Origin of the sequence: Methylibium petroleiphilum PM1, assembly GCF_000015725.1 — a bacterium.
GTDB lineage: Bacteria > Pseudomonadota > Gammaproteobacteria > Burkholderiales > Burkholderiaceae_C > Methylibium > Methylibium petroleiphilum.
In genome coordinates this window covers 1562888-1579914 of the sequence record NC_008825.1, presented here as the reverse complement: position 1 = coordinate 1579914, position 17027 = coordinate 1562888, and the positions used below count along the sequence as shown (strand labels likewise).

At 72.0% G+C, this 17027-nt stretch carries 15 protein-coding genes; 4 read left to right on the top strand and 11 right to left on the bottom strand.

Annotated elements, in window-relative coordinates; all coding sequences use genetic code 11:
- Window positions 1-27: 27 nt before the first annotated feature.
- The 6 genes from MPE_RS07370 to MPE_RS07345 form a co-directional block, all read right to left on the bottom strand.
- The gene (locus tag MPE_RS07370; protein WP_011829060.1) at window positions 28-1221 is read right to left on the bottom strand and encodes a DUF1513 domain-containing protein; all 1194 of its coding nucleotides are present in this window, start codon (window positions 1219-1221) and stop codon (window positions 28-30) included.
- Between the two features lie 13 nt (window positions 1222-1234).
- Window positions 1235-2350 (bottom strand): imelysin family protein, encoded by a 1116-nt coding sequence (locus MPE_RS07365; protein ID WP_011829059.1) that lies wholly within the window; start codon window positions 2348-2350, stop codon window positions 1235-1237.
- Window positions 2350-3789 (bottom strand): di-heme oxidoreductase family protein, encoded by a 1440-nt coding sequence (locus tag MPE_RS07360; protein WP_011829058.1) that lies wholly within the window; start codon window positions 3787-3789, stop codon window positions 2350-2352. Before MPE_RS07360 ends, MPE_RS07365 begins: the two co-directional genes overlap by 1 nt.
- Complete coding sequence (locus MPE_RS07355) at window positions 3786-4985, bottom strand: imelysin family protein (RefSeq protein WP_011829057.1); 1200 nt, start codon at window positions 4983-4985, stop codon at window positions 3786-3788. The genes MPE_RS07360 and MPE_RS07355 overlap by 4 nt, the downstream gene beginning before the upstream one ends.
- Before the next feature lie 149 nt (window positions 4986-5134).
- Window positions 5135-5773: a CoA transferase subunit B gene (locus MPE_RS07350; protein ID WP_011829056.1), complete on the bottom strand. Its 639-nt coding sequence runs from the start codon at window positions 5771-5773 to the stop codon at window positions 5135-5137.
- Between the two features lie 2 nt (window positions 5774-5775).
- A complete protein-coding gene (locus MPE_RS07345; protein ID WP_011829055.1) occupies window positions 5776-6483 on the bottom strand; it encodes a CoA transferase subunit A in 708 nt (235 codons plus the stop codon).
- A gap of 74 nt (window positions 6484-6557) precedes the next feature.
- Between MPE_RS07345 and MPE_RS07340 the strand changes: the two genes are divergently transcribed.
- The 3 genes from MPE_RS07340 to MPE_RS07330 all read left to right on the top strand — a co-directional run bounded on the left by MPE_RS07340 (window position 6558) and on the right by MPE_RS07330 (window position 9593).
- Window positions 6558-7151 (top strand): PAS and helix-turn-helix domain-containing protein, encoded by a 594-nt coding sequence (locus MPE_RS07340; protein ID WP_011829054.1) that lies wholly within the window; start codon window positions 6558-6560, stop codon window positions 7149-7151.
- A gap of 106 nt (window positions 7152-7257) precedes the next feature.
- Window positions 7258-8526 carry a lysophospholipid transporter LplT gene (gene lplT, locus MPE_RS07335; protein ID WP_011829053.1) on the top strand — a complete coding sequence of 423 codons (1269 nt, stop codon included), beginning with the start codon at window positions 7258-7260 and terminating at the stop codon, window positions 8524-8526.
- Complete coding sequence (locus MPE_RS07330; protein WP_011829052.1) at window positions 8523-9593, top strand: glycosyltransferase family 4 protein; 1071 nt, start codon at window positions 8523-8525, stop codon at window positions 9591-9593. The genes lplT and MPE_RS07330 overlap by 4 nt, the downstream gene beginning before the upstream one ends.
- On the opposite strand, the gene MPE_RS07325 is transcribed toward MPE_RS07330, so the two are convergent.
- From MPE_RS07325 to MPE_RS07305, 5 genes are all read right to left on the bottom strand, one after another.
- Window positions 9544-10095, bottom strand: a complete 552-nt coding sequence (locus tag MPE_RS07325; RefSeq protein ID WP_011829051.1) for a DUF6647 family protein — start codon at window positions 10093-10095, stop codon at window positions 9544-9546. The genes MPE_RS07330 and MPE_RS07325 overlap by 50 nt on opposite strands.
- 422 nt (window positions 10096-10517) lie before the next feature.
- Window positions 10518-11750, bottom strand: a complete 1233-nt coding sequence (locus MPE_RS07320) for a DUF1501 domain-containing protein (protein WP_011829050.1) — start codon at window positions 11748-11750, stop codon at window positions 10518-10520.
- Between the two features lie 16 nt (window positions 11751-11766).
- Window positions 11767-13629, bottom strand: coding sequence for a DUF1800 domain-containing protein (locus MPE_RS07315; RefSeq protein WP_202796708.1), 1863 nt, complete (start codon window positions 13627-13629; stop codon window positions 11767-11769).
- A 116-nt stretch (window positions 13630-13745) separates the two neighbouring features.
- Entirely contained in the window at window positions 13746-14447 is a 702-nt protein-coding gene (locus tag MPE_RS07310) for a YceH family protein (RefSeq protein ID WP_011829048.1), read from the bottom strand.
- Window positions 14431-15213, bottom strand: coding sequence for an SDR family oxidoreductase (locus MPE_RS07305; RefSeq protein WP_011829047.1), 783 nt, complete (start codon window positions 15211-15213; stop codon window positions 14431-14433). Before MPE_RS07305 ends, MPE_RS07310 begins: the two co-directional genes overlap by 17 nt.
- 196 nt (window positions 15214-15409) lie before the next feature.
- On the opposite strand from MPE_RS07305, the gene MPE_RS07300 reads away from it, so the two are divergent.
- Window positions 15410-17017, top strand: a complete 1608-nt coding sequence (locus tag MPE_RS07300; protein WP_011829046.1) for a DUF4331 domain-containing protein — start codon at window positions 15410-15412, stop codon at window positions 17015-17017.
- Window positions 17018-17027: the final 10 nt, after the last annotated feature.

The window sequence follows — 17027 nt, the reverse complement described above, 5'->3', positions numbered from 1 at the left end:
CCTCTCCCCGTGGGCGGGGAGAGGGGGTCAGACTGCGAGGCCGACCCAGTGGTTGTCGAGGCGCAGTGGTGCGGTGTGCTGCAGACGGCGCCGCTCGCGGCCGGGTGCGGCGTTCAGTGGCATGGCCTCGGTCTGCCCGGCGGCCCAGCACACGCCGTCCACGACGGCCAGCGCGCAGGCGTTGGGCAGCGGCGCCACGCCGCGTGCGCGGCCGTCGGGGGCGTACAGCGCCACGCCGTTCACGCGCGGGCAGCTCACGGCCCAGCCGTCGGCGGTGGCGGCGATGTCGCCGCCGTAGCCGGCCAGTCCCATTGCGTCTGACGCGCCCGCTGGGGCGCCGCCATCGAAGGTGCGCAACCGCTCGCCGTCGAACAGCGCCAGCACCGGGGCGGCCTGCCTGGCTGCCGGGTCGTCGTGCTCGGCCTGCAGCGCGATGCCGAGCACGCGCTGCGTGCGCGCACCGGCTGCCGGCGTGTCGCGCCAGGCCATGTGGCGCAGGCTGAGGCGACGGTCGTCCAGGCGCCACTGGCCACGCAGTGCACCGCTGCGCGCGTCCAGCCGCACCAGCGACGAATCCATGCGGTCGAGGTTTAGTTTCTGCCGGCCGGTCTCGGGCCGCGTGGGCACGCCGCCGTTGGCCACCCACAGCGAAGGTGCGTCGTGGCCGCCCGTGTCATCGTCGTCGAGCAACAGTTCGTGCGCGTCGATGCCGTGCGTGGGCCACTCGTCCAGCTTCTCCAGCGAGCGCGCGTCGCGCACGCCGATCCACGCGGCGCCGGTCTCGAGGTCGGTCTCGGTGGTGTAGAGGCGCGTGCCGCCGGCGCCGGCGATCACGTGGCCGTTGAAGGCGCGGCCGGGCTCCGCCCACTGCCACTGCGGCGAACGCCGGCCGTCGGGTTGCCAGCGGACGAGCCAGTCGCCGGGGCGGCGGGCCACGGCGAGCACGCTGCGGCCGCCGGCCTCGGCCCACAGGCCGTGGGCGCGCGTGGGCACCGCCAGCCGGGCCTGCACGCGCAGCGCCGCGGCGCCCTGCGGTGCCACCACGCCGATCTCGGCGCCGGCCTCGCCGTCCCAGGCCGCGGCCCAGCCGAGGCGCGGGGCCGTGGCGGCGAAGGCCGGACCGTGCGCGCCCAGCCCGGCCAGCGCAGTTGCGGCGGCGAGCTTCAGCACGCGGCGGCGGTCCGGCGGCGGCGCGTCGGCAGAGCGTGCTGAGCGGTCCACGGCCCTGCCCCGTTCAGTCGCCGTCGGCGTCGGAAAAGCCCAGGCTCACCTCCAGCGCCGGCGCCACGTCGGCCTCGGCCACGCGCTTCAGCGCGGCCAGCGCCTGGGCGGCGGCCAGCACGGTGGGCGGGCGCTTCGTGTCGATGCGCTGCAGGCGCGCGTCCACCTGCCGGGCCGCGGCCACCAGGCGGTCGGCCTCGGGGTTGCGGCCCTTGCTGCGCAGCCAGGTCTCCAGCGGCACCAGGCCCTGGCCCGCGAGCGGCGCCTCGCCACCGGCGAACACGCCCAGGCCGCGCAGCGCCTCCCACTGCGCCTTCCAGCTCACCACGCTGCCGCCGCTGGCGGCGCGCGGCCAGTCGGGCGCGCGGCCGGCGGCGGCGCGCAGCGGCTTTTCCATCTGGGCCCAGCGCAGGCGCTCCACGCCGCCCACCCATTGGTTCACGAACTCGGTGCTGCCGGCCACCACGCTGGCTTCGTCCACCTCGCCGTCGGCGTCGTGCTCGGCCGCGGCCGTGGCCTGGGCGGCAAAGGCCTGCGCCAGCGCGTCGGCCTCGCGCTGGATGTCGCGTGCCACTTGCACGGCGTAGCGGCAGACCGGTGTGCCCGGCGCCACCGGCCGGCTCCACAGCAGCCACTCCAGCGCGGGCAGGCCCTTGGCGGGCGTGCCCACGCGCTCCATCGCGGCGGCGTCGGCCGGCGCGGCGCGCACCGCCTTCTCGATCAGCGCCGGCCGCGTGGGCGCGAAATCGATCTGCCGCAGCGAGCGCCGCTCCACCAGCGGCCCCACGGCCACCGTGGACAGTCGCTCCCAGGCCTGCACGCTGCGACGCCACTGCGCACGCGCGCCTTCCAGCGCGCGGCCGGCGGCCGGCGTGGCGGGGCCCGCATTGCAGCGCGCCTCCACCGCCGCCGGCAGCGCCTGGGCCTCGGCGGCGAAGGCGCGCGCATGCGGCAGGGTCCAGTGCTCGTTCAGGCCCTGCAGCACCGCGGTGGGGCCGTACACCGGCACCGCCGAGCGGGCCCAGTCGCTCTGCGCAGCGGCCGGCGGCGCGGCGGTGCCGGCCATCAAGAACGGCAGCAGCATCGCGGCGCGTGCCGCGGCCTGGCCTGCGAGGAGCTTCTTCGTCATCACAGCGACTCCACGAACCGCACCAGCGCCTCGCGCTCGGCGCGGCTCATCTTCAGCACCTGCTGGCGGCTGGCCTCGGCCTCGCCGCCGTGCCACAGCACCGCCTCCAGCACGCCGCGCGCGCGGCCGTCGTGCAGCAGACGCGTGTGGCCGTTGACGTCCTCGAGGAGGCCGATGCCCCACAGCGGCGGCGTCTTCCACTGCCGACCGTTCGCGGCGAAGTCGGGCCGGCCGTCGGCCAGGCCCTCGCCCATGTCGTGCAGCAGCAGGTCGGTGTAGGGCCAGATGCGCTGGCCCGCCAGCGCCGGGCTGCTGAGCGGCGGGAACGGCGGCTCGGCGGTCACGTAGCTCGGCCGGTGGCATTGCGCGCACTGCGCCCGGGTGAACAGCGCCTGGCCCTGCAGCACCTGGGCGTCGCGCGGCGCACGGCGTGCCGGCGGCGCGAGCACGGCCTGGTAGAACACCACGTCGTCGAGCGTCTTGTCGTCGATCTCGGGCGCCTCGCCCTTCGCGCCGCGCGGCGCGGCGGCGCAGTCGGCCTGGGCCGGCGTGCAGGTCTCGTCGGGGAACCAGCGCGAGGTGATGCCGATGTCGCCGTGGAAGGCGCCGGCGGTCTGGTGCGCGATGGTGGCCACGTTAGCCTTCCAGCCGAAGCGGCCGAGCATCTGGCGCTGCGCACGCACGTCCCACACGCGGTTGGGCACGCCGCGCACCGGCCCGCCGGCGGCGGCCTGGTCAGCGGCGTTGCGCAGGATCTCGGCCTCGGGGATGGCCTCCAGCAGCCCCACGCCGATCAGCTGCGGCGCGATGCGCGGGCTCACCAGGACGTCGGCACGCATCGGCCCGTAGGCCAGCCGCGCGAACGAATAGCGCGGCGCCTGCAGCGTGTACGGCGTGCCGTCGGCGTAGCGGCCGCGCACCGGCTGGTGGCGGATGCGCACCTCGCCCTCGGGCCGCACGCCCTGCACCGCGGCGTTGTTGAACTGGTCGCCGTACACCGGCTCGGGCACGACGCCCTGCTTCGGATCGGCCTCGCCCGGCACCGACAGCCGCATCAGCAACGCCACGGTCGGGTCCTTGGACTTGGCCTCGGGCGGCGCGCCGCGGCCGTCCATCGCATGGCAGGCGCCGCAGGAGCGCGCGATGAAGTGCGGCCCCAGGCCGTCGCGCACGCCGGTGGAGGCCGGCGCCTCGACCCAGTTGCGCTTGAAGAAGGAGTTGCCGATGACGAAGCGCGTGTGCTCCTCGTCGGCCAGGTTGGCGGCCGGGAAGGAGAACGCCTGGCGGCCAGTGGCATGGACCGTGGTGGCGCCGCCGGTCTTCTCGCCCAGCGGGTCGTCGTCGCGCGGCGCGGTGGCGGCGACCACGCCGACCACCACACCGGCCACGCCCGCCAGCACCGCGGCGGCGCGGCCGGCCGCGCGCCCGCGCCGGCTCACGGCTGCACCAGCGTGAGCTTGGTGATGCCCACCGCGTTGGCGGCGGCCACGAGGTCCTTGCTCTGCTGAGTGAGGCTGGCGATCGTCTTCTGGATGCGCTGGCGGCCCGGCGCGTCCTTGGCACCGACGATCTCGCGGTCGAATGGCGCCTGGATGGCCTCGGCCGCCGCCACCGAGGCGGCGATCTGGCGCGTGCCGCGCTCGGCCAGCGCGGCATCCTTCTCCGCCACCAGCTCGCGCAGCGAGGCGCCCTGCAGCGTGCTGCCGTCGGCGCGCACATAGCGGCCGAGCCACACGTTCTCGATGCCCTTGGCGTTGTTCACCGCGTCGCGGTGGGTGTTGTCGGAGAAGCAGGAATGCTCGTCCTCCTGGTCCTGGCTGTTGAGCGCGACCTCCAGCCGCTCGCCGGCCAGCTCACCGCGCGACAGCGAGCCCAGGCCCACCAGGATCTTGCGCACCGATTCCTTGCCGCCCTGCTCGAAGCGCGCGCGGTAGTTGCCCTTGGTGGCCGGCGCCCAGGCCTTGACCAGGCCCGCCAGGTCGTCGATCAGCAGCTCGGTCACCACCGTGAGGTACTGGCGACGGCGGTCGGCGTTGGGCGCCTTGCCGTCGACGAAGTCCTCGAAGCTGCGGTCGCCCGGGCCGGTCTCCGACCGGTCCTGGCCCCACAGCAGGAACTCGATGGCGTGCCAGCCGGTGGCGATGTTCTCCTCGCCGCCGCGCTCGTTCTGCGCCGCGAGGTTCTTCTTGCTGATGACGAACTTGCGGTTGCCGATCAGCCCGCTGCCCGGCTTGCCCTGCACGCCGTCGACGAAGGACTCGTCCATCGGCCAGGCGTTGATCCGGCCCTCGGGGCCCTTGTCGTCGTCGATCGGGCCGCCGTAGAAGCGGAAGGCCTCGGTCTGGCCGTAGAACTCGCGCGCGGCCAGCCAGCGCTTGCGCGCCTCGGCCAGGGCCTCGGCCGACGGCGTGGCGACGAAGGCCACGACGGCCTGCTGCAGTGCGCGCGCGGCCTGCAGGCTGTCCTCGTAGTTCGCGTGCACCAGCACAGCGTAGTGCGCGGCCACGGCGGCCGGCGTCGGCCCGGCGGCAGCAGCGGCCGGCGTCGGCCCGGCGGCGGCAGCGGCCGGCGCCCCCTGGGCGGAAGCCGAACCGGCAGCGATGGCGGCGACGGCGAGGAAGAGGCGGCGTTTCATCGACAGTCCTGTGAATACGAATGATTTTCATTGTAGGGCTGCCGAGGCCGGGTTCGGCCGAAGACCCTGCACCGCGGGCGCCGGATGGGGCAACGCCCGCGCGGTGCCCGTTCAGGGCCCGGCGCGGGCGTTGTTTGCGGGTGCGCGGCTCAGCGCAGCGGCACGCCGGTCTTGGCCTGCACTTCCTCGCGCGTCACGCCGGCGGCCAGCTCCACGAGCTTCAGGCCCTGCGGCGTCACGTCCATCACGGCCAGGTCGGTGATGATGCGGTTCACCACGCCCACGCCGGTGAGCGGCAGCGTGCACTTGGGCAGCAGCTTCAGGTCGATGCTGCCGTCCTTCTTCTTCGCCACGTGCTCCATCAGCACGATGACGCGGCCCACGCCGGCCACCAGGTCCATGGCACCGCCCATGCCCTTGACCATCTTGCCGGGGATCATCCAGTTGGCCAGGTCGCCGTGCTCGCTGACCTGCATGGCGCCCAGGATGCTGAGGTTGATCTTGCCGCCGCGGATCATCGCGAAGCTGTCGTGCGAGCCGAAGATCGACGAACCCGCGAGGGTGGTCACGGTCTGCTTGCCGGCGTTGATGATGTCGGCGTCGACCTCGTCCTCGGTCGGGAACGGACCGATGCCGAGCATGCCGTTCTCGCTCTGCAGCCACACCTCGATCGTCGGATCGACGAAGTTGGCCACCAGCGTGGGCAGGCCGATGCCGAGGTTGACGTAGTAGCCGTCGTGCAGTTCCTTGGCGGCGCGTGCCGCCATCTGGTCGTGGGTCCAGGCCATGGTCAGACTCCCGCCTTCTCGGTGATGGTGCGCTTCTCGATGCGTTTTTCCGGCGTGGCATTGAGCACGATGCGGTGCACGTAGATGCCGGGCAGGTGCACCGCGTCGGGATCGAAGTGGCCGGTCTCGACGATCTCCTCGACCTCGACCACCGTGAGCTTCCCGGCCATCGCCACCGCCGGGTTGAAGTTGCGCGCGGTGCGGCGGAACAGCAGGTTGCCGCTCTTGTCGGCCTTCCAGGCCTTGACCAGCGACACCTCGGGCAGCAGCGAACGCTCCATCACGTAGACGGCGCCGTCGAACTCGCGCGTTTCCTTGCCCTCGGCCACCATGGTGCCGACGCCGGTCTTGGTGAAGAAGGCCGGGATGCCGGCGCCGCCGGCGCGCAGCTTCTCGGCCAGCGTGCCCTGGGGCGTGAACTCCAGCTCCAGCTCGCCGGCCAGGAACTGGCGCTCGAACTCCTTGTTCTCGCCCACGTAGCTGGAGATCATCTTCCTGATCTGCCGCGTGTCGAGCAGCTTGCCGAGGCCGAAGCCGTCGACGCCCGCGTTGTTGGAGATCACCGTCAGGTCCTTGACGCCGCTGTCGCGCAGCGCGTCGATCAGGGCCTCGGGGATGCCGCACAGGCCGAAGCCGCCGACGGCCAGCAGCTGGCCGTCCTTCACGATGCCGTCGAGCGCGGCCTTCGCGCTCGGGTAGACCTTGTTCATGCAGTTCGCTCCATCGGGCGGTGACACCAGCACGCAGCGTACTACGTATCCGCATACGTACAATCGCCTAAGCAATGACTAGCGCCTCTCTTGCCGCCGTCGCCACCATCGACCACCGCGGCGCCTTCGAGCTGGCGCCGGTGGGCCTGGTGATCTCCAGCCACCGCAAGATCGTCGACTGCAACCAGGCGGTGGCCGAGATCTTCCGCTCGCCGCGCGAGGCGCTGATCGGCCAGTCCTTCGAGGTGCTCTACCCGAGCCACGACGAGTTCGAGCGCACCGGCGCGCGCATCCTGCTCAAGCTCGACCGCCACGGCCGCTACGCCGACGACCGCATCATGAAACGTGAACCCGGCAATCCGCGCGGCGAGCTGTTCTGGTGCCACGTGATGGGCCGCGCCATCAACCGCGAGACGCCGCACGAGGCCGGCATCTGGAGCTTCGAGGACCTGTCCTCGCAGCGCCCGCTCACGCCCGCCGGCCGCGCCGGGCTCACCGCGCGCGAGCGCGAGGTGGCTGCGCTGCTGATCGAGGGCCAGACCAGCAAGCAGATCGGCAAGGTGCTGGGCGTGAGCCACCGCACCGTCGACATCTACCGCGCCCGGCTGCTGCGCAAGTACGCCGCCGGCAGCACCGCCGAGCTGGTGAACAAGCTGGTGCGCGGCTGAGCCGGCGCGGCGCCGACACGCGCCGGTCACGCCGCGGTCACGACGCCGCCACGGGCGCGTCATCCAATCGGGCGGCCGGCGCACCGCCGGCGCCCGCCCCCGCCTCGTGCCCACCGGCTTCCACGTCCTCATCGCCGCGCAGTTCGTCTCGGGCCTCGCCGACAACGCGCTGCTGATCGTCACGATCGCCCGCCTGGACGAGCTCGGCGCGCCGCTGTGGTGGGCCCCGCTGCTCAAGCTAGGCTTCACGCTCGCCTACGTGCTGCTCGCGCCCTTCGTGGGCGCACTGGCCGACGCCCGGCCGAAGGCGCGCGTCATGTTCGTCAGCAACGGGCTGAAGGCTGGCGCCTGCGCGCTGCTGGTCGCCGGCGGTGACCCGCTGCTGGCCTTCACGCTGGCGGGCATCGGCGCGGCCGCCTACTCGCCGGCCAAGTACGGGCTGGTGACCGAGCTGCTGCCGCCGGCCCGGCTGGTGGCGGCCAATGGCTGGATCGAAGTTTGCACCGTCGGCGCCATCCTGCTCGGCACCGCGCTCGGCGGCCTGCTGGTCAGCCCGTCGGCGCAGACCGCCGCGCCCTGGCTGCCGCCGCTGGCGCAGGCGCTGCCGACCGGCGGCACGCAGCTGCTGCCGGCGCTGCTCACGGTGCTGGCGCTGTTCGTGTTGGCCGGCGTGCTGAACCTGTGCATCCCGGACAGCGGCGCGCGCTACCCGCGCGTGGCGCCGGGCCGGCTGCTGCGGCAGTTCGCCGACGACAACGGCCGGCTGTGGCGCGATCCGGCCGGTCGCGTTTCTCTGGCCGTGACCACGCTGTTCTGGGGCGTCGGCGCGACGCTGCAGTTCGTCGTGCTGCGCTGGGCCGAGCACTCGCTGGGGCTGGATCTGCACGAAGCCGCAGGGCTGCAGATCGCGACCGCGCTCGGCCTGATCGCCGGGGCCGTGGCGGCCGGTCGCTGGCTGAGCCTGCCGAACGCCACGCGGGTGCTGCCGCTCGGCATCGCGATGGGCCTGCTGGTGCCGTGGATGACGGTCATCGAGCAGCCAATGGCGGCCGCGCCGCTGCTGGCCGCGGTGGGCGCCTGCGCCGGCTTCTTCGTGGTGCCGATGAACGCGCTGCTGCAGCACCGCGGCCACACGCTGCTGAGCGCCGGCCGTTCGATCGCGGTGCAGAACTTCAACGAGAACCTGGGCGTGCTGGCGCTGCTGGCGCTCTATGCCGCGCTGACCGCAGCCGGCCTGCCGCTGGCGCTGCTGATCTGGGGCTTCGGCGCCCTGGTGGCGCTGGCCACCGCCGCGATCACCGCGCTGCACCGCCGCCACACGAGCCAGGGCGCCCACCGCGCACCGCTTCCCAACGCCACACCGGAGAACGCATGAAGCTGATGATCGTCACCGACGCCTGGGAACCGCAGGTCAACGGCGTGGTGCGCACGCTGAAGATGACGCGCCGCGAACTGCAGAAGCTGGGCCACGAGGTGGAGCTGCTGTCGCCGCAGGGCTTCCGCAGCGTGCCCTGCCCCAGCTACCCGGAGATCGAGCTGGCGCTCGCCACGCGCAGCGGCGTGGCGCGGCGCATCGACGCCTTCGCGCCCGACTGCCTGCACATCGCCACCGAGGGCCCGCTGGGCTGGCTGGCCCGCTCGGTGGCCCGCTCGCGCGGCTGGCCGTTCACCACCGCGTACCACAGCCGCTTTCCCGAATACGTGCACGCGCGCACGCGCCTGCCCACGGCCTGGAGCTATGCGCTGCTGCGGCGCTTTCACAATGCCGGGCTGGGCACGCTGACGCCCACGCCGGCCATCGTGGACGACCTGCGCGCCCGCGGTTTCCGGCATGCGCGCTGGTGGTCGCGCGGTGTCGACCTGGGCCTGTTCAGCGCCGAGGGCGCGCGACTGCCGCGCGCCGAGCACCCGGTGTTCCTCTACGTCGGCCGGGTCGCGGTGGAGAAGCAGGTCGACGCCTTCCTGAAGCTCGACCTGCCCGGCGAGAAATGGATCGCCGGCGAAGGCCCGTCGCGGGCCCGCCTGGAGGCGCGCTATCCGGGCGTGCGCTGGTTCGGCGTGCTCGACGGCCCGGCGCTGGCCACGCTCTACCGCAGCGCCGACGTGATGGTCTTCCCGAGCGTCACCGACACCTTCGGGCTGGTGATGGCCGAGGCCATGGCCTGCGGCACGCCGGTGGCCGCCTTCCCGGTGCCGGGCCCGATCGACGTGGTGGGCCGCTCCGGCGGCGGCGTGCTGCACACGGACCTGCGCGAGGCCTGCCTGCGCGCGCTGCAGCTGCCGCGCGACGCGGTGCGCCGCCACGGCGAGCAGTATTCGTGGGCACGCGCGACGCAGCAGTTCCTGGCCGCACTGCGGCCGATCGACGGCCACCGAGCGTCGGAGGAGACGCTCAGCGCGGCGGAGCGTTCGCCGAACGTCGGCGCCCGAGATCCTGCATGAACCCCTCGAGCGCCATCTCGTCTCGCGATCCGACCGGCGCCATCTCCAGCCGCATCGTGCCGGCGCCGGGCGGCTGCTCGCGAGCGCACACCATCTGCTGCAGCTGCCCGCCGTAGCGCTCCGGGCGCCCCTGCTCGCGCAGGTAGAGGTTCTGGGCACGGTAGGCGGTGCGTTCGGAGGCGAGCGTCTCCTCGCAGTCCTGCTGGTAGCCCGAGGCCTTGCGCCGGAACTCGAGCACGTGCACGAGCTCGTGCACGATGAAGGAGCTGTCGTGGCTGCTGTGCGGATCGAGCTCGTCGCTGATCAGGATGCGGCTGCGGGTGTTGTCGTAGATGGCCACCATGTCGGCACAGGTCTGCGGCTGCACCGGACAGACCTGCGAGCGGATCACCGAGGCCGGCATCAGATGGACCGAGGGCAGCTGTTCGAGCGGCACCGGGTCGTAGCCCGAGAGGCGCGCAGCGGCCGCCATCAGATAGCTCAAGAGCGCCGCGTCGAGCATTGCCGTCCTCCGGGCCGCGGGCGCGGCCGTCCGCGCACGGAAGCATCATTGCCGAAGTCGGTTGGCCTTGTTGGCGATGGGGGTCGGTTTGGAGTTCTGCCGCTTGCCTCTGTTGAGAGTTGCTGACCAGGCCATCGGGTGAACGGCTCCGCTCATGTCCCCCGAGCCCAGCCCGACGGGCTGGCCTCTCCTCCTCTACTTCGCTGCGCCATTCACCCGACGCCCTGGTCGCACGCATTACCGTGGCGTGCGAAGGTCTTCAACCTCCCGCAGTCCACGGTGTATCGAAGCGCCGAGACGGGCCGCTGTGTGGAGTGAAGTAAAGGAGGAGAGCCCGACCGGAGGGCGGGCTCGGGGGACATGAACGCAACACAGCGGCCCGGCGCGGCGCCCGCACCCAGGGACCCGCATTGCAACCTCTATCAAGCAAACAGCGGAAAGCTCTCGAAGCGCCCCCGCAGCACCGCCTGCGTGTCGGTGCGGCCGAACCAGCCGTCCATCACGGTGGCGTAGGTGCGGCGGAAGTCGGTGGTGTGGCGCAGGTTGTCGTCGGGCGTGCGCTCGGTCAGGCTGACCGGCCGGCCGTACTGCCCGCCCTTCACCGGCTTGCCGACGATGAACATCGGGCCGGCGGTGCCGTGGTCGGTGCCGAGGCTGGTGTTCTCGGGCACGCGGCGGCCGAACTCCGAGAACGCCATCAGCACCACGTCGTCGGCGCGGCCGATGCGCTCCATGTCGCGCATGAAGGCCAGCACGCCGTCGGACACGTAGGTCAGCAGGCGCTGGTGCAGGTCGGCCTGGTGCACGTGGGTGTCGAAGGCGTTGTTGCGGTAGGCCACGTAATAGAGCTGCGTCGGCAGGCCGGCGGCGATCAGCGAGGCGACCTTGGGCAGGTCGACCGGCAGCACGCCGTAGTCGACCGGCGTCGAGTACTTGGACCACGCCTGGCGCACCAGTTCGGAGGCATCGCGGGCGCTGCGGGCGATGTCGCGCAGGTAACGGCGGTTGGCGCTGTCGGAGGCTTCGGACGGTTCGACCCGGTCGAGCAGGCCGCGCTCCTCGAAGAAGCCCTCGCGGACGAACTTCTCCGGGTCGTCGAACACCACCGGCACGTGGCGCCGGCTGCGCACCGCGAGCGATTGCGTGGCGTCGATGTTGACGATGAAGTTGCTGGCGCCGTCGGGCCGCATCGCGTCGGCCAGGCGGCCGACCCAGCCGTACTCCTCACCGCTGTTGGGCGCGGCGGTGTGCCAATAGGCCATCGACGAGAAGTGCGAGAAGTTCGGGTTGTCGTAGCCGCAGCCGTGCACGATGGCGAGCTTGCCGTCCTTGTAGAGCCGCTCGAAGCCCGCCAGGCCGGGGTTGAAGCCGTGGTGGTCGTCGATGCGGCGCAGGCGCTGGGCGGGGATGCCGAGCTTGGGCCGCAGCCGGTAGTAGGTGTCGTCGGCGTAGGGCACCACGGTGTTCAGGCCGTCGTTGCCGCCCGACATCTCCAGCACCACGAGGATGCGGCGCCGGTCGGACGCCGGCACCGCGGCCGGTGGTTGCGCCATCGCGGCGAAGGCGGAAGGCAGCACGAGGCCGCCGACGCCGGCCTGCAGCAGCGCGCGCCGCGTCAGGGCGGGGCGTGCGGGCGTGTGGGACGAAGCGCTCATCGCGGGGCCTTCCTGTTCATCCGAGCTGGTAGTCGGGACTGGCGAGCATCAGGTGCAGCAGCATGCGCAGGCCGTCCTCCATGTAGGTGGCAGCGCGCTCGATGCGGTCGGTGCCCAGCTCGCGCGTCAGGAACTCGACCCAGGCCGTGCGCTGCGCAGCGCTGATCGGCGCGCTCAGGAAGCGGCGCGACAGCGCGTCGACGGCATCGGCCGTGGTCCGGCTGCCGCTGGCGACGACGAGGCCGCTCAGGTCCACGCGCGCCATCGTGCGCGGGATGGGCTTCACGACCTCCACCGCCTTCTGCCAGCCGCGGTAGCTGCCGTAGCGGGTGTTGAACTCCTCGTCGCGGTCGCTCATGCGGTTGGACATGGCCATCGCCTCGCCGCCCGCCATGTCCTTGCCTTCGGGCACGGTGGCGGCGGTGATGTCGAGCCCGCGCGAGATGCGCTCGTGCACCGCCTGGATCTCCAGGCCGGTGGCGTTGGTCGGAAAACGGTCGTGGGGCAGCGCGGTGAAGTCGGGGAACAGGACGTCGCGCGCGAAATTGCCGCGCTCCATCAGCAGGCCCGGCGTGATCCAGCTGCGGCCGTAGGCCCAGCCGGCCACGGTGGGCGGGTACAGCAGGTGCTGGCCGAGCGCGCCGGTCACGTCGTTGAAGTCGGGCACGCCCGGCACGTCCTTCAGGCCGAGCTTGCGGTAGGTGGAGACGACCAGCTCCACCGGGCTCTTGATGCGCGTGCCCACCACCTCGGGGCTGTAGAAGTCGCGCGACAGGAAGATGGCTTCGAGCAGCGGCGCGATCTCGTAGCGGTTGTCGCGCAGCACGGCGCCGAGGCGCTTGCGCAGCTCGGGTGTGATCTCGTCGCGCGCCAGGTAGCGGTAGATGCGCCCGGCCAGGTATTCGGCCGTGACCGGCTGCTCGAGGATCAGGTCGATGACCTGCACGCCGTCGAACGGGCCGCGGCGGCCGAACACGAGCTTGTCGCTGTCGTCGTGCTGGGCGCGGTTGACGACGAAGCGCAGGTCGTCGTAGTTCCAGCCGGTGAAGGCGCGCGCCGCCTCGCGGATGTCGCGCTCGCTGTAGTTGCCCACCCCCATGGTGAACATCTCCATGATCTCGCGCGCGAAGTTCTCGTTGGGCGCGCCCTTCACGTTCACGCCGGCGTCCAGGAAGGCCAGCATCGCCGGGTCCTGGGCCACGCCGATCATCAGCTCGCGGAAGTTGCCGAGGCCCTTGGCCTGGAACAGCTGCAGTTGCTGCAGCATCTTGCGCGCGTCGCGCACCTTGTCCTCATGGGTGGCGAAGTGGCCGTGCCAGAACAGCGCCATCTTCTCTTCCAGCGGCCGCTGCGTCAGCAGCATGCGGTTGGCCCACCAGTAGGCGACGCGGTGCGTCTCCAGGCGGCTGGCGCGCAGCCAGTAGAAGAACTTGTTGACCACCGGCTGCAGGCGACGGTTGCCCTCGGGCTTGGCGGCCACGCCGAGCGCCTCGCCGCGCGCCTTGGCCGCCTCGGTGGTGGCCGGCCGGCTGGCGGGAAACGGTTCGAGGCCGGGCTCGTGGATGTCGGAGGCGTCGAACGGCGGCAGGTGGCTGTTGTCGATGCCCTGCGGCCGCACCAGCGTGGCCACCGCCTGCTGCGGCGTCATCGCGGCGAAGCGCGCGATCTCCTCGGGCGTGGGACCGAAGCCGGCCCGCTCCAGCAGATGCGCCGCGCGCTCGGCGTTCCACTGGTCGGCGGTGATCGGTCGCAGATCGCCGCTCCAGGCGGCCGGGCCGGCGCCCGGCGCAGCGACACCGGCCGCAGCGGCGCCGGCCAGCGCGAGGCCGAACAAGGCAGACCTGAGGAAGCGGTCGACGTGGCGGCGCAGGAACATCATCGGAATCCGGGCTGGTGGGTCAGGCGGCCCGCACGGCGGGCGCTGGCGATTCTGAGCCCGAGACCCGGCGTTTGCACGCGGCCGGCGCAGCGCGGGCAAATTACCCGGCCGGCAACCTAGGACAGGTCGACGCCGAGCTCGGCGGCCAGCCGGTGCAGTTGCGCGCGCAGCATCACCACCTCGGCCTGCAGGCGGTGCTGGTTGGCGCGCAGCGCCTGGATCTCGCCGGCCGTCACCAGATCCTCGGGTGCGGCGCCGGCCGGCGCCGCGACGGACACCTCGGGCGGGCCGCCCAGCAGTTGCGCCCAGCGCGCCTCGCGCGAGCCCGGTGCGCGCGGCAGCTTCACCACCAGCGGCGGCTCGCGCAGCGCCAGCTCGTCGAGGAAGCCCTCGACCGAGGAGATGTCGGCAAAGCGGTGCAGCCGCTCGGTGTTGGCCCGCAGCTCGGCCGCGGTCTGCGGCCCGCGCAGCATCAGCAGCGTGAGGATCGCCGCAGCCTGGCTGGGCACGCCCAGCACGCGCTGCAGGTTGTGCTCGTAGCGGGCCACGCGGCTGCCGCTGACCTCGATCACCAGGCTCAGGCGCTTGAGTTCGTCGACCGCGGCGAGCACCTCGCTCTCGGTCGCGTTGATCACCGGCTCGCGCGCGGTCTTCTGGTTGCAGCCCAGCAGCAGCGTGTTCAGGCTCAGCGGGTAGCTGTCGGACACGGTGTGCTGCTTCTCGACCAGCACCGCCACCACGCGCTGCTCGATCAGCGACAGCACGCGCAGCGCTGCCCGCGCGGGCCGGCGCTCGCCGGCGTCAGAGGCCGAATCCATCGTCCGCCTGCAGCACCGCGCCGTTGATGAAATGGCTCTCGTTGGCGCACAGCATCAGTAGCGCGGTGTCCAGGTCCTTGGGCTGGCCGACGCGCTTGCGCGGCATCATGTCCACCAGCTTCTTGCCCTGCTCGGTGCCCCAGTGGTGGTGGTTGATCTCGGTGTCGATGTAGCCGGGGCACAGCGCGTTCACATTGATGCCGTAGCGGCCCCACTCGAGCGCCATCGCGCGCGTCATGTGCACCACCGCGGCCTTGCTCATGCAGTACACGCCGATCTGCCCCAGTACCTTGAGCCCGCCTACCGACGCGATGTTGACGATGCGCCCGCCGGTGAAGGTGCCCGGCGCCGCACCCTTGGCGCGCGCGATCATGCGCTTGCCGACCTCCTGCGCCACGAAGAAGGCACCGCGCGTGTTGGTGTCCATCATGTAGTCGTAGTCCTCCGGCGTCACGTCGATGATGCGCTGCGTGGTGCTGACGCCGGAGTTGTTGACGAGGATGTCGATCGCGCCGCATTCGGTCTCGGCGTGGGCGACCGCGGAGCGGATGCTGTCGGGGTCGGTCACGTCGACGCCGACCACGTGGGCGTCGCCGCCCAGGCCCTCGATCTCGGCCCTCAGGGTCTTCAGCCGCTCGATGCGGCGGCCACCCAGCACCACCGCCGCGCCGGCGGCGGCCAGCGTCAGCGCGAACTGCGCGCCCAGGCCGCTGGAGGCGCCCGTCACCAGGGCCACGCGGCCGGACAAGTCGATGGTATGGCTCATGGGGTCTCCGTTCGTCGCCGTGTCGTGTTCTGTGCCAGCCAAGATATCACGCACACGCGTCAGCGCTGTCACCAAGATGACGCCGTTGCATCCGATCGCGCAGCGACTGCGTATGCGACTCCAGCAGGGCCTCGGCACCGTCGCTTCCGGGTGAGGGTCGGACCTTGCGGTCCCACCGCAACCCTGAGGAGACAGCATGCTCGACATCACCCCCCCGCGCAGCAGCGGCGCCCTGAAGCTCGTGGTCGCGGCCTGCGCACTGAGCGCCGCCGGCAGCGCCGCGCTGGCGTCCAGCCACCGCGAAGCCCCGTTCATCACCACCGCCCCGAAGGTCGACGCCACGGACTTCTACATGTTCCGCAGCTACGAGACCGGCCGCGCGAACTACGTGACCCTGATCGCCAACTACCTGCCGCTGCAGGACGCCTACGGCGGCCCCAACTACTTCAAGCTGGACCCGAACGCGCTGTACGAGATCCACATCGACAACAACGGCGACGCCAAGGAAGACCTGACCTTCCAGTTCCGCTTCCTGAACGCGCTGAAGGACGTCAAGCTGCCGGTGGGCAACAAGATGGTGTCGATCCCGCTGACGCAGGCCGGCGCCGTGTCCAACGTCAAGGACGCGAACCTCAACGTCGCCGAGACCTTCACCGTCGGCATCGTGCGCGGCGACCGCCGCTCCGGCAGCCGCGCCTCCATCACCAACGCCACCGGCGGCAGCGCCACCTTCGATAAGCCGGTCGACAACATCGGCGTCAAGACCCTCGCCGACTACCCCGCCTATGCCGCCCAGCACGTCTACAGCGTCAACATCCCCGGCTGCAGCGCGCCCGGCAAGGTGTTCGTCGGCCAGCGCAAGGACCCGTTCGCCGTCAACCTGGGCACGGTCTTCGACCTGGTCAATGCGCCGGCCAGCGTCATCACCAACCCGGCGAACCTCAATGCCGCGCCGAACACCATCGACGACAAGAACGTCACCACGCTGGCGCTCGAGATCCACAAGGACTGCCTGACCGCCGGCAGCGACCCGGTGATCGGCGGCTGGACCACCGCCAGCCTGCGCCAGGGCCAGCTGCTGTCGGGCGCACCGAAGGCCGGCTACCAGACCGCCTCGCTGAACGCCGGACCCTGGGTGCAGGTGTCGCGCCTGGGCATGCCGCTGGTCAACGAGGTGGTGATCGGGCTGAAGGACAAGGACCGGTTCAACGCCTCCAAGCCGCAGAACGACACGCAGTTCCTCGACTACGTGACCCACCCGACCTTGCCGGCGCTGCTGGGCCTGGTGCTGGCGGACGGCAATGCCGCCGCGCTGGCGCCGACCAACCTGCCGCGCACCGACCTGGCCACGGTGTTCCTGACCGGCATCGCCGGCGTGAACAAGCCCGCCACCGTCACGCCGGCCGAGATGCTGCGCCTGAACACGGCGATCGCACCGGTGCCGCGCGCGCAGCAGAACCGGCTCGGCGTCGCCGGCGAGGTGCTGCGCGTCGGCGGGCCGCAGAACCTGGCGCAGGCGGTCGACCTGGCCGGCTACCCCAACGGCCGGCGGCCGAACGACGACGTGGTCGACATCTCGCTCGTCGCGGTGCTGGGTGGCTTGTGCGTGATCAACGGCGACGGCAACGCGCTGGGCCTGAACGGCGTGCCGGGTGTCAGCAGCCTGAGCTCGCAGTGCAAGCCTTCGAGCGTGCCGCTGGGCGCCACCTCGGCGGCGGTGCACGATGCCGTCGACCAGGCCACGGTGCCGTTGCTGAGCGCCTTCCCCTACCTGGCGACGCCGATCGGCGGCACCAGCCACTGACCCCGAGGAG